This is a genomic window from Acetatifactor aquisgranensis (genome assembly GCF_943193215.1).
Taxonomy (GTDB): Bacteria; Bacillota; Clostridia; order Lachnospirales; family Lachnospiraceae; genus Acetatifactor; species Acetatifactor aquisgranensis.
Window position 1 is genome coordinate 129,180 of the sequence record NZ_CALPDH010000001.1, and the last position, 22,813, is coordinate 151,992.

Below are 22,813 nucleotides of genomic sequence, written 5' to 3' on the forward strand. Positions count from 1 at the left end.
GCAACAATTCTGTTTAAAAAATGCAATAGTTTTAAAAAAAATACAATATTTTCTTTTAAATGCGGAGAAATATGCATTTGAAAGATAGTAATATGCAAAAAAATGCATATTTAAGGAGCTATGTGCCATGACGATGGAAGAAATCGGGCTTTTGCTGACTTGGAGCGGCAATGGTTTTGCTTTGTGACGGAGGAAGAGGGGCAGTGGCGTATGGGGTACGGCTGCCAATTTCCGGACAGTGAGAATGCGAAATCAGTTGCATCCACAGACTGGAGCATCAGGCGGCATTCCAACCTCTTTCCGGGGGAGAGGGAGTGTTCCCTGTTGTTCATTTCAATCTACATATCAATCCTGCCAGCTTTCAGGAGGAGCAGGCCAAGCAGTGCGGACAGGAAGTCCGCGGCGGGCTGGGCGGCTGTGACGCCGGCATACCCGAAGCATGCGGACAGGGTAAACAGCACGGCGGCGAAGACGATGCCCTGGCGGCTCAGGGACAGGAGCAGCGTGGCCAGGGATTTGCCCGTGCTCATGAACAGGGTACTGCACACCAGGAAGACACCGATACAGGGCAGGCCCAAGAGCAGTCGGCGCAGCATGAGAGTACCGGCCTCCAGGATGGCCGGGTCGTCCATGAACAGCCGAATCATCCGGGGAGCCGAAAGCATGAGGACGGTGCCGCCCGCGAAAGCAATCCCCATCTGTACCATCAAATCGAATTTCAGCACTTCCCGCAGCCTCGCCTTATTCCCGGAGCCGTAATTGTACCCGATCAGGGCCTGAGCGCCGAAAGCGAAAGCGATCATCACCATTGCCGCCATCATGTTCACCTTGCTGGCGATTCCCATTGCCGCCACCTTGTCGGCGCCGTAGGATACCAGGCTGCGGTTCAGCAGGGCGGTTCCAAAGCTGTTCATCAGATTATTGAGGCTGGAGGGCAGGCCGATGGCCAGGACAGCGGCTATGGTGGCCAGGTCGGTTTTGGCCAGCCGGGGGTCTGTGGTGAGCTTGCTGCTCTTTTTGCGGATACAGACGGCAAATACGATGTCTGTGGCCAGATTGCCCAGCACCGTGGCGATGGCCGCGCCGCCTGCGCCCATGCCGAGCCCGAAGATGAACAGGGGATCCAGCACGATATTGACCACGCTGCCCACGATGCTGCCTGCCATGGAAAGGCTTGCCAGCCCCTCCGTGCGCAGCTGATTGGCGGGAATCAGGGTCAGGATGATGCAGGGAGCGCCCAGCGCAATCCAGGTATAATACTGACTGGCATAGTGGAACACCTGGCCCTGGGCGCCCAGCAACCCGAGGATGGGACTCTTTGTTCTGCATCTGTTCTTCTCCTTTTTCTTTTCTGATATCTGTTTTTCTGAAAATATTTTAGCAGAAACACTTGGCAGATAACGTGACATATGTCACAATAAATATAAAACGGCCCATGGGGCGGGAAGGATGTGGGACTATCAAAAAAGTATATGACAAAGATATAGTAGAAGACAGCATCAGGAAAGCGAAGCTGTCAGACAAGTTCCGCACGGAGGGCCTGGACTTTTTTGTCATACTATACCAGCGGGGGGAATTTCTGTCCACGCCGGACAGCCAGATGCCATATTTCCAGTTCCTTGTCAGGGGGAGCGTGGCGCTGTATTATCTGGATGAGAACGGAGACAGGAGAAATGTGGCGCTGATGGACGGCGAGGGGCTGCTGGGGGATATGGAATTTGCCCTGGGCAACAGGCCCATCTTCTATATCGAGGCGGTGACGCCGGTGGTGGTGGCCGCGCTGCCCATGGAGAAGAACAGGGACAGGCTGGAGAAAGACAGCGATTTTCTGATGTATCTCCTGCGCAACGCTTCCCGCATGAAAGTGTTCACGGCCCGCAATTCGGTGGTGCTGCCCCGGCTGGAAGAACGGCTCCTCTATCATCTGAAGAATGAGTGCCTGCACCGGACTATCATCGGAATGGACGATACCGCGGCGAGGCTGCGCTGCAGCAGGCGGCAGCTGCAGCGGGTGGTAAAGAAGCTGGAGGAGCAGGGGAGGCTTAAAAAGCTCCGGAAAGGATGCTATCGGCTGCTGGGGGAGAACTGACTTTTCTACGAAAGGAGAAATATGGAGAAACGAAAGAACGATAACGACAATATGGGGATTCGCCTGTTGAAGAAAGGGCAGAATGGCATCATCCATGCGGTGTTCAGCCGTATGGGCTTGTTTCTGCTCCTGATGCTTTTGCAGATAGGGTTCCTGGTGAGCGTATACCAGTGGTTCAGGGAGTTCCGCCCTCATATCTTCAGCGGTACCATTTTGTTCACTGTCATTATGGTATTGTATCTTCTGAACTGCCGCCGGGATGCCACAGCGAAGATTACGTGGCTGATTGTCGTGATGTTTGCCCCGGTGTTCGGTTCCCTTTTGTATCTGTACACACAGAAGGATATCGGACACCGGGCGCTGAAAGCGCGTTTTGGCCAGATTATCGCAGCCACCAAAAAGAGCATCCCCCAGTCGGAAACAGTCCTGCAGAATCTGGCCAGGGAGGATGCAGGGGCAGCGTCTTTGGTCCATTATATCCAAAGGAGCGGCTGCCATCCGGTCTATGACAGGACGAAAGTGACCTATTTCCCGCTGGGGGAGGACAAGTTCGCCGAGATGCTGCGCCAGCTGGAGAAGGCGGAGCATTTCATTTTCCTGGAGTATTTCATCATCGCGGAGGGCCTGATGTGGGGAGAGATTCTGGAAATCCTCATCCGCAAGGCAGGGGAGGGCGTGGATGTGCGGCTGATGTATGACGGCACCTGCGAGTTCGCCCTTCTGCCCCATAAGTATCTGAAGCTTCTGCGGGCACAGGGAATTCAGTGCAAGGTATTCGCCCCGGTCTCGCCATTTATTTCCACCCATTACAATTACCGGGACCACCGGAAGATTCTGGTGATAGACGGCCATACCGCCTTTAACGGCGGGATCAACCTGGCCGATGAATATATCAATCAGGTGGAGAGATTCGGCCACTGGAAGGATACTGCCGTCATGGTGCAGGGCGAGGCCGCAAAAAGCTTTACGCTGCTGTTCCTGCAGATGTGGAATATCGATGTCAGGGAGCCGGAATTTGATAAATTCCTTGCTTTTCCGGCTTTTTTCGGGGAACAGGAGAAAGGCTATGTGGTGCCATATGGGGACTGGCCGCTGGACGATGACAAGCTGGGGGAGCGGGTCTACATGGACATCCTGAACCGGGCGGTGAAATATGTACATATCATGACACCTTACCTGATACTGGACGGCGAGATAGAGACCGCTCTGAAATTCTCTGCGGAGCGGGGCGTGGAGGTGGCGCTGATTCTGCCGGGCATCCCTGACAAGCGGATTCCCTATGCGCTGGCCAAGACCCATTATGCCTCTCTCCTGGAGTCGGGGGTGAAAATCTATGAATATACGCCCGGGTTCGTCCATGCCAAGGTCTTTGTCAGCGATACAAAAGAGGCGGTGGTGGGGACCATCAACCTGGATTACCGCAGCCTGTACCATCACTTCGAGTGCGCCACCTACATGCATGGGACAGACTGCATACCGGACATCGAGGCGGACTTCCAGGCCATGCTGCCCAAATGCCGCCAGGTGACCCGGGAGACCATCCGGGAGGAGAAATGGACCGTGAAGCTTCTGGGGGTGCTGATGAAAGTGGCGGCGCCGCTTTTGTGACAGCGAAAATTCGGAAAATTCCTGCTTGATACATCCAACAAATTTCGCCAAAGGACATCCGGACTCCTCCGCCGAGGAGAACGTACATTCAGAGAAATCAGGAACCCGGCTCTGTCAGCACATTCCGCTGGAACCCCACATAAGTCACCGCAAAATAAAACCCATAGACAGACAGGAACATCAAAAACGAAACCCCGAAATACCCTGCCGCCGCCGTGTGCGTGCCGGTATAGAAATTGAACATCCATCCCAGATACACCGAAATAATCCCGCTGACAAGGGCCGCGAACAAAATGGGGCACAGATAGAACAGGGCCAGCTGCTTCAGGATGACGCCGGATATCTCTTTCCGGCTCAGCCCGATCTGGTGCAGCACCTGATAGCGGAACCGGTACCTGGCGGAATCCGAGAGCTGCTGCACGGAGAGCACGGTCAGCGCCACGCAGACGAAGACCAGCCCCACATAGACCAGCGCGAAAATGACGGAGGACAGCAGGAACTTTGCTTCCGGAATCAGATTGTCCCTGACCATATTTTTGTATACATACACCGCGATTTGATCCGTGCCGGAGGCCATGGAGTCCAGCACCCTGTGGCTGCCGAAATCCTCATAACTGTCCCGTGATTCCAGGGCGTCCAGGGACTGCTGGAGGGTGTCGGGTGCTTTTTCCGCCAGATTCGCCACCAGCATCCTGTAATAGGGAGTCATCTGCCGGGCCGCCTCGTCGGAGACTACAAGCAGATAATCCGCTCCGTTATGGCCGTCCTGAGAGAGCGGCTCCGTGCGGATGCCTGCCGGGCGAAGCGCCCCGCCCTCCGGGCCGGATACCGCGATTTCCCCCGTGAAGTCCCCGGTCTCGTTCCAGACCCGTTCCTTCAGGTGGAGCAGATATTCCCCTTCGCCCAAAGCGACGGCGTAAAGACCGGCCATTTCCCGGATGCGGTTGTAGTCGGACAGCGCGATGTAGGTGTCGAACCTGTAATAGGCCCAGGTGTCTCTGCTTGTGATTTCCGCCTGGTTGGGAGTCCCGTCGCTGTTCAGGTAATCATCGCCGAAGATTCTGAGATGGGTGCACAGCCATGTATTGACCGGATTGGTACCGTTCTGATAGATAAAATAAGTATGGCTTTCCTCCACATGAGCCTCCCGCTCCAGCACCTCCCATTCCCGCCGGAAATCCTCCTCGGTATCCCCGCTGAATATCTGGATGTCAAAGGGCCATTTCACCGCCAGCATCTGGTTCTGGAAATCATTGAACATCAGAGCGATGGCGCAGCCTAAGAGCGCCAACACGAACAGGGAGGTCAAAGTGCCCAAAGTAAAGCGCAGCGTCCTGACCTTGGAGGCGAACTGCCGCAGCAGAAACAGGTTCTGCCCATGAAAGACCCCATTCCCTTTCTTCCGCACATAGCAGACAATCCTGGCCGCAAGGCCTGAGTAGAACAGGTAGATGACCAGCACCAGCCCCGCCAGGAAGCCCAGAATCGTGACATTGCTCCAGTTCTTATAGAAGAACAGCATCAGTCCCAGTCCCAGCAGTCCCAGCCCGGAAAGGGGGAGCAGCCAGCGCCTGGCCTCTACGCGGGACTCCTTGAGCTGTTCGTTCAGCCGCTCTCTGTTCATCAGGGCGTGGATGTTCATCTTCCGGAAGCGCCTGCGGCACCGCAGCAGCGCCAGCAGATAGCACCCGCCGTAACAGGCGGCGGTGGTGGCCAGACATCCCGGGTTCCACTCCAGGCGGATGCGGTATTCCATCTGGATGCAGCTGTATAGGATGGCCATCAGGATCTGCTGCAGCAGAAGCCCCAGCAGCAGCCCGCCCCCGAATGCCCCGACGCCCAGCAGCAGACTCTCCCGTAAGTACAGCTTTGCAATCTCTTTTTTCTTCATCCCGATCAGCAGGTAGATGCCGAATTCCCGGCTCCTTTTTTCCAGGATGAAGCGCACCATGTAATTGATCAGCCAGGCCACGATCAGGACTACGAAGAAAGAGGCCAGGCCAATCAGCACAGCAAGAAGCAGGGCCATCTCAAAAAGCTGCCGGAGGTCCTCGGAGAATATCAGGGAGTGGAAAGCGAACATGATGGCCGTCACCAGCATCATAGTCAGAAAATACACCATATAATCCCTGGCGGAGCGCAGGACATTGCGCAAAGCAAGCTTATTCAGCATGGGAAAGCTCACCTCCTGTCAGGGACAGCACGTCCAGAATCTCGTTCAGGAATTCCCGTCTGCTTTTCCGGCCCCGGCGCAGCTCGTGGAAAATCCGGCCGTCCTTCAGGAACAGGATCCGGCCGCAGTAGCTGGCGGAGAACGCGTCATGGGTCACCATGAAGATGGTGGCGTTCAGTTTCCGGTTCATGTCGGTGAAAGTCTCCAGAAGAGTCTGGGCGGAGCGGGAATCCAGTGCCCCGGTGGGCTCATCCGCCAGGAGCAGCCTGGGGCGGTTGGCCAGGGCCCTGGCACAGGCACAGCGCTGCTTCTGGCCGCCGGAGACCTGGTAGGGAAAGCTGTTCCGGATGTCTTCGATGCCCAGAAGAGAGAGCAGTTCCTGACAGCGGCCCAGGATTTCCGCCTTGTGCCGGCTGTGCAGAGTCAGGGCCAGCAGAATGTTCTCCTCGATGGTGAGGGTGTCCAGCAGATTGTACTCCTGGAAGACGAACCCCAGGTTCTGTTTACGGAATTCCGACAATTTGTTTTCGGACAGTTCCGTGATGTCGATGTCTTCATAATAGATGTGGCCTGCGGTGACGCTGTCGATGGTGGAGAGCATGTTTAAGAGCGTGGTCTTGCCGGAGCCGGAGGCCCCCATGACGCCCACGAACTCGCCCTGTTCCACCTGGAAACTGACCCGGTCTACGGCCTTGGAGGCGTTGGAGCCGTTTCCGTAGTATTTCTCCACATCGCATACCTGAATGTAATTGCTCATTGTATGTCCCTTTCTGCCTGTTCCGGCAGTTTTTATAATCCGTCTCAGCGTTGCCTGAAAAATGGTTCCTGCCGGGATAAGGCTTTGCATAAAGATACTATAACAGACAGAAGGGAAATATGGTATCAGGGTCCATTGCAATAATCTTTCTTTTTTGAAAGATTGTGCCAGCGGGGGGATGGGAACATCATGCCGAAAGCAGTCAGTGCTTCATCAGATAATCGCTCACAGGAAACTCCAGCATAATCCGCGTCCCGCGCCCCTCCGCGGACTCTGCCCCAATCCGGATTCCCAGCTTCCCGCAAAGCTTCCGGCACAGGTACAGCCCCATGCCGGTGGACTGGCCGCGGATCCTGCCGTTGGTCCCGGTGAAGCCCTTGTCGAAGATGCGGGGCAGCTCCTCCGGAGGGATGCCCAGCCCATTGTCCTCCACCGTCAGCAGGACGCTGCGGCTTTCCCTTTCGGTGGAAATCCGTATCCGGGGCCCGGAATCCCGCCGGTATTTCACCGCGTTCAGAATCAGCTGGTTCAGGATAAAAGCAATCCATTTTACATCGGTATACACGGTATCCGGGCAGCACACCTCCGCCTGTATCCGGTTTTCAATCAAATAATACTTGTTTTTCCGAAGCATCTCCTCCGCGGTGTCCTGCAGGGTGGTCTCTTTGATGAGATAGTCCTGATAGACTTCATCCGAGCGGGCGTAGAAGAGGGCCATGTCCACATAGTTCTCCGTCCGCCGGTTCTCCATCAGGATACGGCGGCCGATGCCGTCCTTTTGCTTCTCGCACAGCAGACCGATGTCCGCGATGGGGGCCTTGATCTCATGGACCCAGCTTTCGATGTACTCCCGGTAATCCTTTCCGGCGTCCTCCACAGCGTGGATTCGCTCGATGACGGATTTGCTGGATCTGCGGATCATGTCCCGGTACAGCCTGTCCTCCAGCCGGAAAGACTCCGGCATCAGCTCCCCCAGCAGATACTTCTGGTCGGCGTCCTCCAGAATCCGCTCCAGCTGCCGGAAATACCGCCGTCTGCGGACATACTCCCCCAGGAGCCACACAGAGAGGATCAAAAACCAACAGAACAGGAGGATGCCGATGGATGCCGCCGGATAGCCGGTGGCATACAAAAAAGCCGCCGACGCCAGCATACAGGCAGCCTGGAGCGTCAGCAGCAGTAGTTTGTCTTTCAGAAAGTCGAGAAAGTTCATATGAAATACCCCATTCCCCGTTTCGTATGGATGAAGTCAGGCAGGCCCAGCTCCTTTAGCTTGCCGCGGATGCGGGTGACATGGATGCTCAGGGAATTGTCGTCGATGAAGACGGAAGCGTCCCACAGATACTCAATCAGCTCTGTCCGCGGCACGATCTCCCCCGGATGCCGGAACAGGCAGTGCAGTATCTTCAGCTCGTTCCTGGTCAGCTCCGCCCGCCGCCCCTGATAGCGGACCTGAGCCTTTGCCAGATCCAGCTCCAGTCCCAGGTGGATCAAGACGGCGCTGTCCTGTGCTTCTTTCCGTGTCCGTTTCAGCACGGCCGAGATATGGGCCAGCAGCACGGAAGGGTGGAAAGGCTTGGTGATGTAGTCGTCTCCGCCTTTCAGAAGGGCAGCCGCCTCGTCCATGGAGTCCTCCCGCCCTGTGACGAAAATGATGGGGACATCCGAACAAGCGCGGATTTCCGCACAGAGCTCAAAGCCGGACTGCCCGGGAAGATTCCAGTCCAGCAGGATAAGGTCCGGCCGGAGGGAGAGGGCCTTTGGGACAATGCGGTCGAATTCCGTCAGCGCGGTGACATGATACAGGGAATTCTCCAGGAAATCTTTCACTTCCCGGCGGAACAGGGGATCGTCTTCTATAATCAAAATATGCATAAGCCACCGCCTTTATGCGGCTCCCAGGGAGCCCGGATGTGCGGCTGCGGGTTTCAGTCCGCGCCCGGATCGGTATCCTTTACGATGGGCGGAATCTGGGAGAGCATATTCTCCACATCCTCGAACATGACGCTCTTGGTGGTGCCCAGGCGGCTTGCCCGGTCGATATGCTTCACCACTTCCTGATACTGGAGCTTGATTCTGTCGAAGAACTGGCAGAGCGTCTGTAAGTCCTGCTGGGACCCGGCAATCACCCCGGAGATCTCTGCCTGTACAGAGGAAGCGCCTTCCGCGGCGGATGTGATCTGCCGGAAAGATTCCGACGTGCCGTTTACGATGCCGAAGCCCTGCCCCAGCGCATCCTGGGAAGCCTGTATGCTGCCGCTGAGTTCCGCGGCGCCTGATTCCACGTTATGGATACTGGAGTCCACGTCGTCGGTGAGCTCCTTGATCTCCCTTGCCAGCTCTCTGACCTTCTCGGCCACCACCGCGAAGCCCTTGCCCTGCTCCCCGGCCCTTGCGGCCTCGATGGAGGCATTGATGGCCAGGATGTTGGTCTCGTCCGCGATGGACACGATTTTGCTCATGCACTGCTGGATGCTTTTCACGGCGGCCTGGAGATGCTCAAAGGTATGCTCCATTTCGCTGTAGGTCTTCTGTACCTGTGCCGAGGTGAGCTTGAGCTCTTCCACCATATCCTGGGCTTCCGACACCGTCTGAGTGATATCCGTCCGCACCTGGGCGAACTGGCCGGCTGCCTGATTGATGCTGGAAAAAGACTGCCCGAAATCCTGGAGCTGTCCCTGGAACTGGTCGGCTTCGTTCAGCACGCCGTCAAAGGAGCTGCCCACCTTGCTGAGCTCCAACAGGGATTCCACTTCCTTTCGGACCATCTCTTTCTGGTAGTCCTTCAGGGTGCTGATCACATGCAGCACCGGGTAGAGGGTTTCCGCGTCGTGCAGCCCTTTCCTTTTGTTGGAGCGTCCTTTTTTTGAAAACAACATTATAATGTCCTCCTCGCATTCATCGGTTTTTCGTTCAGAAAACTACTCAAAGACAACACATGTCATGGACTGGTTCACGAACTGATTGTTGTAGTGCTCCCCATAGCCCACGAGACCGGCATGGCTGCCCAGGGCGCTCATTTCCTTCAGGTAATCCTGCATATAGCGGCGCTCGCTGAAGAGCTTGTACCGGAACAGGCAGTTCACGGAGAAGACAGCGGAGCGCTTGGGGAAATCCCGGCAGATCTGCTGTATGGTATTGCGCACCGTCGCCTGGTAATCGCCCAGTTCCAGCAGCATCAGCACATCGGAGTCGTTCACCTGGCGGAAACAGGCCAGGGAGTTGCCGCTGACTTCTTTGATGGAAATGATACAGGTGTCGTCTCCGTTGAGTTTGCCGAAAGGATTCTTGAAAGTCTGTGTGAGGATTTCCTGATCCGTCACATGCAGGATGTTCTGGTATACCTGCTTGGCGGGCTGACCGTTCAGGGAACCGATTATGTAATTGGCCCGGTCCGTATTTGACGCGATGAAACGGTAATTGCCGAGAGGATGGTAGATATTCTCCTTGTAGGCCTTCACCCGTCCGCTCTGGTTGCGGATCAGGGCATAGGCCACGGAATCTTCGTAGACCTTGCCGTTGGCGGACACCTTGCCGCCGTCGCCTGTGCCGCCTACCAGCTGGATGCCTCTGGATTTCAGCACTGTATAGAGCGTGGTCAGGGCGCAGGCATCGTTGCCGGTACAGAAATCGATGCATACCGTATCCTGCTTCGAAGCGTTGATCCTGCTCACGTCCGCTTCCAGCCGGTGGATATATTTTACCGGCATGAGGGATACCTGTTCCAGCACATTGGCCGTGGCGCTGACTCCACCCGAAAACGCGACGACTCCCACGCCGTTCTCCACGACGCTCGTGTCATAGCTCATTCCGATGCACCCGATGCTGGGAATACCGGGGTAAAGTTTCTCCAGGGTCTTCACATGCTCCTCGAACTGGGTGTTGTTCGACAGCAGCATGATGAACTGGGGGCTGCTCAGATTGCGGACCGCTTCCGACAGATCCCCACGCTTGCTCATTCCGAAAAATTGCCTCATACAGTAGCCTTCCTTCCATTGTTTAGGGTGTATTTCCAGCCATCGTGACAGTTCCGCGGATGACGGCTGTAATGATTATACTTTATCAGGCAAGGATACGTCAACAATGATTTGCCTTAAGTTTCGGCGGACGGGGCTGTTGACAAATACCGGGCGATTGGTTATTATAGTTCTGTCATCTGAAGTCTGTATTTTCCGGCAGAGTCTGTCAGAGAATCCTATGCTCACGAGCGGTTCGATTTGCCTGCGATGTCCCCGACGATGAATAAATATACATCAATATAAAAAGCTTTGCATAAAAATAAAAAAGATATAGACATTTATGCAAAATGTGCTATACTTACGTAAGGCGCATCCGCCTTGGCTCAAATGTCCGCTGAGCGGCATGCAGAAGACAGGGCCGTGCAGAAATGAGGAGAAGAGAATGATAAAAGCAGGGATTATCGGGGCAACCGGCTACGCGGGAGGCGAGCTGGTCAGGATTTTGAAGAACCACAGGGAGGTGGAAATCGTCTGGTACGGTTCCCGCAGCTACATAGACAAGAAATATTATGAAGTATACCAGAACATGTTCCGTATCGTGGAGGATGTGTGCAGGGACGACAATCTGGCGGAACTGGCTGAGCAGGTGGATGTCATCTTCACGGCCACGCCCCAGGGGTTCCTGGCGGGCCTTCTGACAGAGGAAATCCTCCGGAAAGTAAAAATCGTAGATTTATCAGCGGATTACCGTATAAAAGACGTGAAAGTATATGAGAAATGGTACGGCATAGAGCATAAGTCCCCCCAGTTCATCCCGGAAGCCGTCTACGGGCTGTGCGAACTGAACCGGAACCAGATCACGGCCTCCACCAGGCTGGTGGCAAATCCGGGCTGCTATACCACCTGTTCCATCCTGACCGCGTATCCGCTGGTCAAAGAGGGGCTGATTGATGTGGACACCCTGATTGTGGACGCGAAATCCGGAACCTCCGGTGCGGGGCGGGGAGCCAAAGTGCCAAACCTGTTCTGTGAGGTGAACGAGAATATCAAGGCATACGGCGTGGCCACCCATCGGCATACTCCCGAGATTGAGGAACAGCTTTCTATTGCGGGCGGCTGCGAAGTGACCGTCAACTTTACCCCGCACCTGGTACCTATGAACCGGGGCATCCTGGTGACGGAATACGCGAAGCTGAAGAGGAAAGCGGACGGCACCCTGCCCGCGTGGGAGGAAATCCGCGCCGCTTATGACAAATATTATGGGAAAGAGAAATTCGTCCGTATCCTGGACAAAGGCATCTGCCCCGAGACCAAATGGGTGGAGGGCAGCAATTACGTGGACATAGGTTTCGTCATCGACGAGAGGACAGGGCGCATCATCATGATGGGGGCGCTGGACAACCTGGTAAAAGGCGCCGCCGGACAGGCGGTGCAGAACATGAACCTGCTGTTCGGCCTGAAAGAGAGCGAGGGCCTGGAACTGGTGCCCTGTTTCCCGTAAGCGCGGAAAGCATCAATGACCAGGAAGAATAATGCCATTATGTGGAACCTCAAATGATTCAGGGAGACTTATCGACATCACAGAGAAAAATGGAGAAGAAAATGGGAGAGAAACTTTCGAAAGAAACCGCGGAAATCATGGATGAAAGATTCGGATGCGACACGCTGCTTTCCGTCGCCACCGTGGAGGAGGGCAGACCTTTCGTGCGGATTGTGAACAGCTACTACGAGGACGGCGCGTTCTATGTCGTCACGTATGCCAAGTCCAACAAAATGAGACAGATTGCAAAGAATCCGGCTGTGGCCATATGCGGCGAGTGGTTCACTGCCCATGGCACCGGCGAGAACCTGGGCCATGTCAGGGCAAAGGAAAATGAGGAAATCATGTCCAAACTGAGGACAGTTTTTGCGGAATGGTACGGCAACGGACATACGAATGAGGATGACCCTGCCACTTGCCTTCTGCGCATCCGGCTTGCCGAGGGGACGCTGTTCCATCATGGCACCAGATATGACATAGATTTCCGCGGATAACGAAAGAAGAGCGGAATCAGAGTTGGATAATCGCCGGATATCAATAGAATTGGATAGAAATGGAAAATAGCGTTGCCCTTTCCGGGAAAACGGTGTATACTATTGAAGTTTAAAAGCGCCGCCTGAGCAGAAAGGCAAAAAATTGCCGGAAGCGGAAAAGAATTTCTTGCCCCGGCTTTCTGCGGCGCAGAATGTATAGAGTGCATAAAATATACATAGCGCTGATAGAAAAAGCCGGGAGGACAGGAGTCGAAAAGACGGCCACGGAGTGGAAAGATGAAGGACAAGACATTTACCGTCAGAACGATGACGACAGAAGATTACGAGGGGCTCTATGCCCTGTGGAAAACCATTCGCGGCTTCGGTATGCGCAGCATCGATGATTCCCGGGAGGGCGTGGAGCGCTTCCTGAAAAGGAATCCCACTACCAGCGTAGTGGCAGTGGACAGGGAGGGTGACATTGTGGGAGGCATCCTCTGCGGCCATGACGGGAGGAGGGGCTGCCTGTACCATGTGTGCGTCCGGGAGGACTGGCGCAGGCAGGGCATCGGCAAAGCCATGGTAGTCCACTGCATGAACGCCCTGAAAGCGGAGGAAATCAATAAAGTCAGCCTGATCGCCTTCACGGCCAACGATGTTGGGAACGCGTTCTGGAAGCGCATCGGCTGGACCAGGCGGGAGGATCTGAATTATTACGATTTTACGTTGAACGAGGCGAATATTACGGCGTTTAACCGGTAAATGTGCTGTCCCTTTCAGACCGTTCCATCGGGCTGTCTGTTCTTCTGCTGAGCCCGTGCGGCTCCGGTACAGAGGCGGTTCGGGCGATAAACGGCGGAGGAATATCAGTGGCATCAGCGTGTTTGCGGGCCTGACGAATCTGGCCGGCCTGTATCTGAAAGGGAATGCTATAAGCGACTATTCACCTGTGGAGTTTGTGAATAATTTGACAAAATAAACATCCAAATTTTGATTGGTATATGCGCTGAAGCGCATACGGAGGTGTAAAAGTGAAACAAATCGAAGGCGGCGTGACCGCAGCGAAAGGCTTCCAGGCGGCGGGCGTGGAGGCAGGCATAAAATACAGGAACCGTAGGGACATGGCTTTGATTTACAGCACGGCTCCCTGTACGGCGGCGGGAACCTTTACCTCCAATGTAGTAAAGGCCGCGCCGGTAGTATGGGATAAAAAAATCGTGGAGGAGTCGCCCGCTGCCCGGGCAGTGGTGGTGAATTCCGGCATCGCCAACGCCTGCACCGGAAAACAGGGGACGGACTGCTGCGCGGCGGAGAGCAGATGCGCGGCGGAGGCCCTGGGAATCTCTGCGGATTCCGTGCTGGTGGCCTCCACCGGCGTCATCGGCATGCAGCTGCCTCTGGACAGACTTACAGAGGGCATAAGGAAACTGGCAGCGGTAAAATCAGACACCCTGGAAGCCGGATCGGACGCGGCGAGGGCCATCATGACCACGGACACCGTGCCGAAAGAAATCGCCGTAACGTTTGAAATCAGTGGGAAAACCGTCACCCTTGGCGGCATGTGCAAGGGCTCCGGCATGATTCATCCCAATATGTGCACCATGCTGGGTTTCCTTACGACGGATCTGAAGATTTCCAAACCCATGCTCCAGAAAGCCCTGCGGGCCGATGTGGTGGATTCCTTCAATATGATATCCGTGGACGGGGACACCAGCACCAATGACACACTGCTGATTCTGGCCAACGGCCTTGCGGACAATGAGGAAATCGCGTCCGAGGGAGAGGCCTATGATACATTCCGTGAAGCCCTGCGTTTCGTCACCACCTGGCTGGCCAGGAAAATGGCGGGAGACGGAGAAGGCGCCACCGCCCTGTTCGAGACGAAAGTCACAGGCGCCGCCACCAAAGAGGACGCCCGCACCCTGGCCAAGGCTGTCATCTGCTCTTCCCTGACCAAGGCTGCCATCTTCGGCCACGATGCCAATTTCGGCAGAATCCTCTGCGCCCTTGGCTATTCCGGCGTACAGTTCGACCCGGAGAACGTAGACCTGTATTTCCAGGGGAAGAACGACAGCATCCATATCTACGGAAACGGCGTAGCCTGCGACTACAGCGAAGAAGAGGCTACAAGGATACTTTCCGAGCGGGAAGTCACGGTTTTAGTGGATATGCATATGGGGGACGCGGAGGCCACCGCCTGGGGCTGCGATTTGAGTTATGATTATGTGAAAATCAATGCGGATTACAGAAGCTGAAGCCCGGCTGGCCGAACACTTTTCCGAAAAGGAAGAAATAAATAAAAAGAGAAATGGCAACAATTAGAAAGGAAACCAGAACCATGGAAAAAGACATGGAGAAAGTACTTCAGAAAGCCGAGGTCCTCATAGAGGCGCTCCCCTACATCCAACGTTTCAACCGTAAGATTATTGTAGTGAAATACGGCGGCAGCGCCATGAGCAATGAGGAATTGCAGAAAAATGTCATAAAGGACGTGACGCTCTTAAAACTGGTAGGCTTCAAGCCCATCATCGTCCACGGCGGCGGCAGGGAAATCAGCCGCTGGGTGGGGAAAGTGGGCAAGGAATCCACCTTCGTAAACGGCCTGCGCGTCACAGACGGCGAGACCATGGAAATCGCCGAGATGGTGCTGAACAAGGTGAACAAGAACCTGGTCACCATGGTCCAGGAGCTGGGCGTGAAAGCCGTGGGCGTCAGCGGCAAGGATGGCGGGCTGCTGCAGGTGGAGAAGAAATACTCCGACGGACAGGACATCGGCTTTGTGGGAGAGATCACCGATGTGAACCCCAAGGTGCTGTACGATTTATTGGAGAAAGATTTCCTTCCTATCGTAGCCCCCATCGGCCTGGACAGCAGGTTCCAGACCTACAACATCAACGCCGACGACGCGGCCTGCGCCATTGCAAAGGCCGTGAACGCGGAGAAGCTGGCCTTCCTGACGGACATCGAGGGAATCTATAAGGATTACGAGAAGAAAGAGGGCTTCATTTCCAGAATCACAGCCTCCCAGGCGGACGAGCTGGTCTCCGGCGGCTTCATCGGAGGCGGCATGCTGCCCAAGCTGAACAACTGCACCTCTGCGGTGCGCAATGGCGTGAGCCGCGTCCATATCCTGGACGGCAGGATTCCCCATTGCCTGCTCTTGGAGATTTTTACGAAACAGGGTATCGGCACCGCCATCGTGGAAGACGGAGAAGCCGGGCAGTTGTGAACCAATCCGGGGAAACGGACAGTTTTAGAACAGGATAAACAGTCTCAAGACGGAATTGGCCGGAAGGAAATTGAGGTGGCGAGGCGAAACTTTGAATCAGGAGGAAGACACATGAGCATGCAGGAGTATATCGAAGAAGCGGAGCAGTCCCTGCTCCATACCTATAATCGTTATCAGATTATCATCGAAAAAGGAAAGGGCGTCTATCTGTACGATACCGACGGCATAAAGTATCTGGATTTTGTGTCCGGTATCGCGGTATTCGCGCTGGGATATGGCAACAGGGAGTACAATGACGCCCTGAAAGCCCAGATTGACAAGGTGATTCACACATCGAATTACTACTATAACATGCCTGCCATCCGCGCGTCGAAGAAGCTGCGGGAAGTCTCCGGCCTGGACAGAGTGTTCTTCACCAATTCCGGTGCGGAGGCTATTGAGGGCGCCATAAAGGCGGCCCGCAAATACGCGTATTTAAAGGACGGCGCCACAGATCATGAAATCATCGCCATGAACCATTCTTTCCACGGCAGGACGTTCGGCGCCCTGTCCGTCACCGGCAATCCCAAGTACAGGGAGCCCTTTGAGCCCATGATCGGGAATGTCAGGTTCGCACAGATGAATGACCTGGAGAGCGTGGAAAAACTGATAAGCGAAAAGACGTGCGCAATCATCCTGGAAACCGTACAGGGAGAGGGCGGCCTGGTACCCGCAACGGAAGAATTCCTGAAAGGCGTGAAAGCCCTCTGCGAAGAGAGGGACATCCTTCTGATATTGGACGAGATTCAGTGCGGCATGGGCAGGACAGGGCATATGTTCGCCTGGCAGCGCTGCGGCGTGAAGCCCGATATCATGACAGTCGCCAAGGCCCTGGGCTGCGGCGTGCCCGTGGGGGCTTTTCTGATGACGGAAAAAGTGGCGCGGAATTCCCTGGCGGCCGGAGACCACGGGACTACCTACGGCGGGAATCCCCTTGCCTGCGCGGCAGTGGAAAAAGTGCTTGATTTATTTGAACAGAACCATATAATAGATAATGTGAGAGAGGTGGCGCCTTACTTAGAGCGGCGTCTGGAGGAATTAAAGGACAAGTACGACTGCATCACAAATAGGCGGGGAACCGGTCTGATGCAGGGGCTGGTGTTCGACCGCCCTGTGCGGGACGTGATAGAACGCGCTATGGAGAACGGCCTGCTTTTGATTAACGCTGGCCCGGACATTATCCGCTTCGTGCCGCCCCTTATCATTTCAAAGGAAAACATTGATGAGATGATCGAGATATTGGAGAGCTGTCTGGAACCTTCTGAGACAGAGTAGGGAAGGGCGCGGCGGCAGCGATATAGGAGTTTGGTATGTATCTGAAAAAGAGATTGACTGCAGCGGCGGCTGTGCTGGTCATGGCTGCTGCCGTTTTATATGGAAGTACCTTTGCTGCGGGCGACGCGGAGGAGACGGGCAGCCCTCTCACATGGGGGGACGATAAAGAGACTATTTATTTCTGGTATTCCGATGACGGGATGACGAATTTCGTCAATAGTGCATCCGTGTCTTTCGGTGAGAGGGAGGGAGTGAGGGTCATTCCCGTGCTGACTTCCGAGAGCGAGTATCTGGAGGCAGTCAGCAGGGCCAGCGCCGGCTCCAGCCAGGTGCCGGACGCTTACCTGATTAGCCACGATTCTCTGGAGAAAGCATATCTGGCGGGACTGGCCACGCAGATTCAGGACATAGAGGGAATCTGCACCGAGTCCAATTTCCCTCAGGCGGCTCTGTCGGCGGTATCCTATCAGGGGATGCGGGTGGCGTATCCGCTCTGCTTTGAGACCAGCGCTCTGGTCTACAACGAGACGTATCTTCATGAATGGGCCTCCCAGATTGCTACAAAGGAGCTTCTGGAGGCCGGCGAGGAAGAGGAGAATCCGAGTGAGGATTCATCGGGAATCGAAGTGGATGAGGCGCTGCTGGCGCAGAATACGGAAAATTATTTCCGGAACGCGGTTCCCGGTACCATAGACGACATCCTGCACATCGCGGATACTTTCGATGTGCCACAGGGCGTGGACGTCATGAGATGGGATGTGTCGGATATCTTCTACAATTACTGGATTGTGGGGAATTATATGATTGTGGGCGGGGACGCGGGGGATGACGCCTCGCTGGTCAATATCAACAATCCTGAGACGATACAGTGCCTGGAGGTCTATAAGGCCCTGAACCAGTTCTTTTTCATAGAGCCGGACAAGGTGGACTATGAATCTGTAATGGATGACTTCTGCCAGGGCAGGCTGGTATTCACCATAGCCACCACAGATGCTGCGGCGCGGCTGGCCGAGGCGAAAGCGAGCGGGGAGATTGCCTTTGACTACGGCATCGCTCCCCTGCCCCGGATAAGTCCCGAACTGCTAAGCCGCACCATGTCGGTCACCACTGCCGTGGCGGTGAACAGCTATTCCGCGCACGAGGAGCTGGCCAACCGTTTCGCGGCCTACCTGGTGGGCGAATGCGCCCAGTCCCTGTACGACAGGACGGGCAAGGTGCCTGCGAAGCTTGGGGTGAACGAGGAGAACGGAGCGCTGCAGATTTTCAAGCTGGCTTACGCGGACAGCATACCGCTGCCGAAGATGATGGAGACAGGAAATTTCTGGGTACAGCTGGAGAGCCTGTTCTCAAAGGCGTGGAACGGGGCTGACGTGACGGCTCTGGTACAGGAGCTGGCCGGCCAGATTCAGCTGCAGATCGATGCTTCGCGTTGACGGGAGACAGGAAATTGATATATGCATAACCGATAGTGCGCATATTTTTCCAATCATGGGAGACACTTTTGTTCATAAGATGTGTAAAGAAAGGTGGAACCTATGATTGGAATTTTTATTGCATTGATTTCCGGAGCGCTGATGAGTGTACAGGGCGTGTTCAACACTCAGGTGACCAAGTCCTCCAGCATCTGGTCAGCCAGCGCCTTCGTGCAGCTGACGGCACTGTTGGTCTGTCTGGGAGCCTGGGTCTGTACGGACAGGAGCAATCTGCTGCAGGTATTTCAGGCAGAGCCCAAGTACATGCTGCTGGGCGGCGCAATCGGAGCATTCATCACCTACACCGTCATCAGGAGCATGGATATGCTGGGGCCTGCCAGGGCGGTCATGCTGATAGTGGTGGCGCAGCTGGCGGTGGCCTACGCAATCGAGCTCTGCGGGCTTTTCGGGGTGGAGAAGCAGCCCTGGGAGTGGCGCAAGGCAATCGGGATGGGACTGGCTGTAGCGGGCATCATCATCTTTAAGTGGAAGTGAAAACATTGATTCCCGGCTTCGGGCCGGGACAGAGATTAAGAGTGGGAAAGTAAAATGGAAAAAACGGAAAAGAAATGTTTTGCAAGACCTCCTAAATTCAGGAACCGGTTCATCATGATGATTCTGGGAGTCACCGTGCAGGGATTCGGGCTGTCGCTTCTGATCAGGCTGAATCTGGGCACGGATCCCTGCACCAGCCTTACCCAGGGCGTGGTCAACCATGTGCCGATCAGCTTCGGAACGGCGCAGCTGCTGTGTCAGCTTATCCTGTTCGGGTTCGTGATACGGTATGACCTGAGCAAGATCGGCTTCGGGACCATAGGGAATATGGTCTGCATGGGCTATATCGCGGATTTCTTCGGCTGGGTATGGGACAGCGTCCTGCCGGAGGGTTTCTTCGCGGGACTGCCCATGCGGCTGGGGTTCCTGATTCCTGTGCTGATCGTGTTCATCGCGGGAGCCGCCACCTATATGGCCGCCGGACTGGGGACATCACCTTATGACGGAGTTCCTTTCATCATCGCGGACCATGTACATAAACTGTCCTTTCGGATGGTAAGGATGATTTGGGACATCTGCGTCATGGCCATCGGAGCGGTCCTCGGAGGTGATGTGGGGCCTGTCACCATAGTCGCCGCGTTCTTCATCGGGCCGGTGATAGCCTGGGTCGGGAAGAGGCTGGAGAGATTCATACGCTGATTATTTTTTGTGAAGATTTCTGAAAGGCACTTGATAAAAAGCTGCCTTTCCAGTACAATAAAATCAGTCAGCATAGAGAGGCAATCCCTTTTTCAGAGAGAAAGGGACTATGATGAAAAAAAGTATATTCAAAATCGCGTGCCTGATAACGGCATGTCTGTTGCTGTGTTGTGGCTGCGGCGATAAGGGGGCCGAAATACTCATCGGAGAAGCGGATGGTACGGAGACGGCGGATTCCGCGGAAGCGGGGGCGGCAGAGGCCTCTGAGGGCACAAAACAGCCGGAGGCCGCCCGGCAGGATACGACAATCCGTGTCTATGTGTGCGGCGCAGTTGTAAATCCCGGCGTGGTGGAGATTCCCCAGGGCAGCCGGGTGGAGGATGCGCTGAAAGCCGCAGGGGGCTTCGGGGCGGATGCCGGGCAGGAGGCCGTGAATCTGGCGGACTGGGTGTCCGACGGGCAGAAGCTGTACTTTCCCACAGCGGACGAAGCGCCGGAGGAAGGCCAGACGCAGGCCGATGCGGCAGCGGGGCTGATAAATATCAATACCGCGGATGAGGCGGCGCTGTGCACCCTGCCGGGAATCGGGGAGAGCAGGGCCCGGGATATCATAGCCTACAGAGAGGCCAACGGCAGGTTCGAGAGCTGTGAGGATATCATGAAAGTATCCGGCATCAAGACAGCGGCATACGAGAAAATACGTGACAAGATAACGGTTAAATGATTAGAAGATGGTGGATAGCAGGGGGTTGACATGGCAAAGAAGAGGGCTTTGGTGGTAGACGACGAGAAGCTGATCGTAAAGGGAATCCGTTTCAGCTTGGAGCAGGATGATATGCAGGTGGACTGCGCATACGACGGGGAGGAAGCCCTGGAATACGCGCATAATAACCAGTATGACATCATCCTGCTGGACGTGATGCTGCCGAAGCTCACCGGCTTTGAGGTCTGCCAGCAGATTCGCGAGTTCTCCAATGTGCCCATCGTGATGCTTACGGCAAAGGGCGAGGACATGGACAAGATACTGGGGCTGGAATACGGCGCCGACGACTATATCACCAAACCTTTCAACATCCTGGAGGTAAAGGCGCGCATCAAGGCGATCATGCGCCGCATAGAGCCCAAGCGCATCATGGGGGAGGCGTCTCCGGCAAAGGTAGTGGAGCATGGGGAAGTGCGTCTGGACTGCGAGGGCAGGAGGGCTTTCATCGCCGGAAAGGAAATCGGGCTTACGGCCAAGGAGTTTGAGCTGCTGGAGCTTCTGATGACCAACCCGGACAAGGTGTACAGCCGCGAAAATCTTCTGCATCTGGTGTGGGGCGCGGATTACCCGGGGGATGTGCGCACCGTGGACGTGCACGTCAGGAGGCTCAGGGAAAAGATAGAGCCCAATCCCAGCGAGCCCCAGTATGTATATACGAAATGGGGAGTCGGTTACTACTTTAGGAACTGAGCAGGGATGCGCGTAACTTGACTGGGTAAAAGCCGGAGTAGGGAAAATGATAGCAAAAATATTCAGAGAGCTGAAAGCATTTCTTTCCATGCGCAGCTTACAGACACGCATGTTCCTGGTGGTGTTGGTGGCCGGGCTTGTGCCCAGCGTCATCATGCGCTACGGAATCCTGGGAAGCTATGAGGAGCGTTCGGTACAGCAGCGTATTTCTACCGTTCAGAATCAGCTGATGATTGTGGGAAATCACCTGATCAGCAACAATTATTTCAATACAAAGCCCGAGGGCTATACCAGCAGCGTGTCCAGGGAAGTAATCGATGCGGAGCTGGAAATGATATCGAATCTGTATGAGGGCCGGGTCATGATCATCGACCCCGGGCTGAAAGTGCTGAAAGACACCTATGGCATCAGCGAGGGGAAGACTATCATCTCCGAGGAGGTCATCAAGTGCTTTCAGGGGCAGATCACCAATAATTACGACAGCGAACACGGCTACATAGAGATGACCACATTCATTACGGATGCCGGCAGCGATACCGGGGAGATCATCGCGGTCATGCTGACCAGCATATCCAATGAATCCATCGCGGCCAACCTGGAGGTGCTGGGGCGCAATGCGCTGATTCTGGAGAGCCTGATGATCGTGGTCATCGTGGCCATGGCAATCGTGCTGTCGGTGGTGATGACGAGACCCTTTAACAGGGTGACGGAGGCCATCAATGAGGTGAAAGCCGGTTACAGGGATGAGAGCATTTTCGTGCAGGGCTACGCGGAGACGGACCATATCGTGGACGCGTTCAATCAGTTGCTGAAACGGATGAGGACGCTGGACAATTCCAGACAGGAATTCGTGGAGAACGTGTCCCATGAGCTCAAGACCCCCATGGCTGCCATCAAGGTGCTGGCGGATTCTCTGCTGGCCCAGGGAGACGCCCCGGCGGAGCTGTACCGGGAATTTCTGGAGGACATCGCTTCAGAGATAGACAGAGAGAACCAGATCATCACGGATCTCCTTGCGCTGGTCAAAATGGATAAGAAAGCCCAGGAGCTGAACATCGTCTCGCTGAACATGAACGAACTGGTGGAGCTGATTTTAAAACGCCTCCGCCCCATCGCCAGAAAAAAGGATGTGGAAGTGGTCTTTGAGAGCATCCGCCCTGTGGTGGCCGAGGTAGACGAAGTGAAAATGACATTAGTCATGACTAATCTGGTGGAGAACGCCATCAAGTATAACAAGGAGCATGGCTGGGTGAAAGTGGAACTGGACGCGGACCACCAGTATTTTATCTTCAAGGTCAGCGATTCCGGGCTGGGAATCCCGGAAGATTCCCTGGCGCATATCTATGAGAGGTTCTACCGGGTGGACAAATCCCATTCCAGGGAAATCGGAGGAACGGGGCTGGGACTTGCCATCACAAAGAGCTCTGTCCTGATGCACAGGGGGAGCATCACTGTGGCCAGCGTGGAGGGGGAGGGGACCAGCTTTACGGTAAAGGTTCCTCTGATTCACACGGTCGGCAATGCGGTTCTGGCAGCGGAAAGAGTATGAGTC

At 55.2% G+C, this 22,813-nt stretch carries 21 protein-coding genes; 14 read left to right on the forward strand and 7 right to left on the reverse strand.

Going from position 1 to position 22,813, the window contains the following annotated elements:
- Positions 1-338: 338 nt before the first annotated feature.
- Positions 339-1,409: an MATE family efflux transporter gene (locus NFS35_RS00620; RefSeq protein ID WP_275564652.1), complete on the reverse strand. Its 1,071-nt coding sequence runs from the start codon at positions 1,407-1,409 to the stop codon at positions 339-341.
- Here NFS35_RS00620 and NFS35_RS00625 point away from each other — a divergent pair.
- On the forward strand, positions 1,391-2,089 hold the full coding sequence (locus NFS35_RS00625) for a Crp/Fnr family transcriptional regulator (RefSeq protein WP_251205208.1): 699 nt from the start codon (positions 1,391-1,393) through the stop codon (positions 2,087-2,089). The two genes, NFS35_RS00620 and NFS35_RS00625, sit on opposite strands and share 19 nt — an antisense overlap.
- Positions 2,090-2,110: 21 nt before the next feature.
- Positions 2,111-3,697: a cardiolipin synthase gene (cls, locus tag NFS35_RS00630; RefSeq protein ID WP_251205209.1), complete on the forward strand. Its 1,587-nt coding sequence runs from the start codon at positions 2,111-2,113 to the stop codon at positions 3,695-3,697.
- Between the two features lie 97 nt (positions 3,698-3,794).
- On the opposite strand, the gene NFS35_RS00635 is transcribed toward cls, so the two are convergent.
- The 6 genes from NFS35_RS00635 to NFS35_RS00660 form a co-directional block, all read right to left on the reverse strand.
- Complete coding sequence (locus NFS35_RS00635) at positions 3,795-5,870, reverse strand: FtsX-like permease family protein (protein WP_251205210.1); 2,076 nt, start codon at positions 5,868-5,870, stop codon at positions 3,795-3,797.
- On the reverse strand, positions 5,860-6,627 hold the full coding sequence (locus NFS35_RS00640; protein ID WP_251205211.1) for an ABC transporter ATP-binding protein: 768 nt from the start codon (positions 6,625-6,627) through the stop codon (positions 5,860-5,862). The genes NFS35_RS00635 and NFS35_RS00640 overlap by 11 nt, the downstream gene beginning before the upstream one ends.
- 202 nt (positions 6,628-6,829) lie before the next feature.
- Complete coding sequence (locus NFS35_RS00645; RefSeq protein ID WP_251205212.1) at positions 6,830-7,840, reverse strand: sensor histidine kinase; 1,011 nt, start codon at positions 7,838-7,840, stop codon at positions 6,830-6,832.
- Entirely contained in the window at positions 7,837-8,502 is a 666-nt protein-coding gene (locus NFS35_RS00650; RefSeq protein WP_251205213.1) for a response regulator transcription factor, read from the reverse strand. The genes NFS35_RS00645 and NFS35_RS00650 overlap by 4 nt, the downstream gene beginning before the upstream one ends.
- Positions 8,503-8,555: 53 nt before the next feature.
- Positions 8,556-9,506 (reverse strand): methyl-accepting chemotaxis protein, encoded by a 951-nt coding sequence (locus tag NFS35_RS00655; protein WP_251205214.1) that lies wholly within the window; start codon positions 9,504-9,506, stop codon positions 8,556-8,558.
- Between the two features lie 42 nt (positions 9,507-9,548).
- Positions 9,549-10,604 carry an FIST signal transduction protein gene (locus NFS35_RS00660; RefSeq protein ID WP_251205215.1) on the reverse strand — a complete coding sequence of 352 codons (1,056 nt, stop codon included), beginning with the start codon at positions 10,602-10,604 and terminating at the stop codon, positions 9,549-9,551.
- Positions 10,605-11,028: 424 nt separating this feature from the next.
- Between NFS35_RS00660 and argC the strand changes: the two genes are divergently transcribed.
- From argC to NFS35_RS00720, 12 genes are all read left to right on the forward strand, one after another.
- On the forward strand, positions 11,029-12,087 hold the full coding sequence (gene argC, locus NFS35_RS00665) for an N-acetyl-gamma-glutamyl-phosphate reductase (protein WP_251205216.1): 1,059 nt from the start codon (positions 11,029-11,031) through the stop codon (positions 12,085-12,087).
- Between the two features lie 101 nt (positions 12,088-12,188).
- Positions 12,189-12,620, forward strand: coding sequence for a pyridoxamine 5'-phosphate oxidase family protein (locus tag NFS35_RS00670; protein ID WP_251205217.1), 432 nt, complete (start codon positions 12,189-12,191; stop codon positions 12,618-12,620).
- Positions 12,621-12,896: 276 nt separating this feature from the next.
- Complete coding sequence (locus NFS35_RS00675; protein ID WP_251205218.1) at positions 12,897-13,361, forward strand: GNAT family N-acetyltransferase; 465 nt, start codon at positions 12,897-12,899, stop codon at positions 13,359-13,361.
- Positions 13,362-13,630: 269 nt separating this feature from the next.
- On the forward strand, positions 13,631-14,854 hold the full coding sequence (gene argJ / locus NFS35_RS00680) for a bifunctional ornithine acetyltransferase/N-acetylglutamate synthase (RefSeq protein WP_251205219.1): 1,224 nt from the start codon (positions 13,631-13,633) through the stop codon (positions 14,852-14,854).
- A gap of 83 nt (positions 14,855-14,937) precedes the next feature.
- Complete coding sequence (gene argB, locus NFS35_RS00685) at positions 14,938-15,828, forward strand: acetylglutamate kinase (RefSeq protein ID WP_251205220.1); 891 nt, start codon at positions 14,938-14,940, stop codon at positions 15,826-15,828.
- Between the two features lie 111 nt (positions 15,829-15,939).
- Complete coding sequence (locus NFS35_RS00690; RefSeq protein ID WP_251205221.1) at positions 15,940-17,142, forward strand: aspartate aminotransferase family protein; 1,203 nt, start codon at positions 15,940-15,942, stop codon at positions 17,140-17,142.
- 35 nt (positions 17,143-17,177) lie between these two features.
- Complete coding sequence (locus NFS35_RS00695; protein WP_251205222.1) at positions 17,178-18,575, forward strand: sugar ABC transporter substrate-binding protein; 1,398 nt, start codon at positions 17,178-17,180, stop codon at positions 18,573-18,575.
- Positions 18,576-18,677: 102 nt separating this feature from the next.
- The gene (locus NFS35_RS00700; protein WP_251205223.1) at positions 18,678-19,109 is read left to right on the forward strand and encodes a DMT family transporter; all 432 of its coding nucleotides are present in this window, start codon (positions 18,678-18,680) and stop codon (positions 19,107-19,109) included.
- 54 nt (positions 19,110-19,163) lie between these two features.
- The gene (locus tag NFS35_RS00705) at positions 19,164-19,808 is read left to right on the forward strand and encodes a YczE/YyaS/YitT family protein (RefSeq protein WP_251205224.1); all 645 of its coding nucleotides are present in this window, start codon (positions 19,164-19,166) and stop codon (positions 19,806-19,808) included.
- Positions 19,809-19,917: 109 nt separating this feature from the next.
- Positions 19,918-20,532: a helix-hairpin-helix domain-containing protein gene (locus NFS35_RS00710; protein ID WP_251205225.1), complete on the forward strand. Its 615-nt coding sequence runs from the start codon at positions 19,918-19,920 to the stop codon at positions 20,530-20,532.
- Positions 20,533-20,562: 30 nt separating this feature from the next.
- Complete coding sequence (locus NFS35_RS00715; protein ID WP_251205226.1) at positions 20,563-21,261, forward strand: response regulator transcription factor; 699 nt, start codon at positions 20,563-20,565, stop codon at positions 21,259-21,261.
- A 46-nt stretch (positions 21,262-21,307) separates the two neighbouring features.
- Positions 21,308-22,810, forward strand: a complete 1,503-nt coding sequence (locus tag NFS35_RS00720) for a sensor histidine kinase (protein ID WP_251205227.1) — start codon at positions 21,308-21,310, stop codon at positions 22,808-22,810.
- Positions 22,811-22,813 lie beyond the last annotated feature (3 nt).

Excerpts from the sequence above, each read along its gene's own strand:
- NFS35_RS00650 (WP_251205213.1), bottom strand. The coding sequence starts at position 8,502 with ATGCATATTTTGATTATAGAAGACGATCCCCTGTTCCGCCGGGAAGTG.
- NFS35_RS00655 (WP_251205214.1), bottom strand. The coding sequence starts at position 9,506 with ATGTTGTTTTCAAAAAAAGGACGCTCCAACAAAAGGAAAGGGCTGCAC.
- NFS35_RS00660 (WP_251205215.1), bottom strand. The coding sequence starts at position 10,604 with ATGAGGCAATTTTTCGGAATGAGCAAGCGTGGGGATCTGTCGGAAGCG.
- cls (WP_251205209.1), top strand. The coding sequence starts at position 2,111 with ATGGAGAAACGAAAGAACGATAACGACAATATGGGGATTCGCCTGTTG.
- NFS35_RS00715 (WP_251205226.1), top strand. The coding sequence starts at position 20,563 with ATGGCAAAGAAGAGGGCTTTGGTGGTAGACGACGAGAAGCTGATCGTA.
- NFS35_RS00670 (WP_251205217.1), top strand. The coding sequence starts at position 12,189 with ATGGGAGAGAAACTTTCGAAAGAAACCGCGGAAATCATGGATGAAAGA.
- NFS35_RS00640 (WP_251205211.1), bottom strand. The coding sequence starts at position 6,627 with ATGAGCAATTACATTCAGGTATGCGATGTGGAGAAATACTACGGAAAC.
- NFS35_RS00705 (WP_251205224.1), top strand. The coding sequence starts at position 19,164 with ATGGAAAAAACGGAAAAGAAATGTTTTGCAAGACCTCCTAAATTCAGG.
- NFS35_RS00635 (WP_251205210.1), bottom strand. The coding sequence starts at position 5,870 with ATGCTGAATAAGCTTGCTTTGCGCAATGTCCTGCGCTCCGCCAGGGAT.
- argC (WP_251205216.1), top strand. The coding sequence starts at position 11,029 with ATGATAAAAGCAGGGATTATCGGGGCAACCGGCTACGCGGGAGGCGAG.
- NFS35_RS00620 (WP_275564652.1), bottom strand. The coding sequence starts at position 1,409 with ATGTCACGTTATCTGCCAAGTGTTTCTGCTAAAATATTTTCAGAAAAA.
- NFS35_RS00675 (WP_251205218.1), top strand. The coding sequence starts at position 12,897 with ATGAAGGACAAGACATTTACCGTCAGAACGATGACGACAGAAGATTAC.
- argB (WP_251205220.1), top strand. The coding sequence starts at position 14,938 with ATGGAAAAAGACATGGAGAAAGTACTTCAGAAAGCCGAGGTCCTCATA.
- NFS35_RS00710 (WP_251205225.1), top strand. The coding sequence starts at position 19,918 with ATGATGAAAAAAAGTATATTCAAAATCGCGTGCCTGATAACGGCATGT.
- NFS35_RS00645 (WP_251205212.1), bottom strand. The coding sequence starts at position 7,840 with ATGAACTTTCTCGACTTTCTGAAAGACAAACTACTGCTGCTGACGCTC.
- NFS35_RS00695 (WP_251205222.1), top strand. The coding sequence starts at position 17,178 with ATGTATCTGAAAAAGAGATTGACTGCAGCGGCGGCTGTGCTGGTCATG.
- NFS35_RS00700 (WP_251205223.1), top strand. The coding sequence starts at position 18,678 with ATGATTGGAATTTTTATTGCATTGATTTCCGGAGCGCTGATGAGTGTA.
- NFS35_RS00690 (WP_251205221.1), top strand. The coding sequence starts at position 15,940 with ATGAGCATGCAGGAGTATATCGAAGAAGCGGAGCAGTCCCTGCTCCAT.
- NFS35_RS00720 (WP_251205227.1), top strand. The coding sequence starts at position 21,308 with ATGATAGCAAAAATATTCAGAGAGCTGAAAGCATTTCTTTCCATGCGC.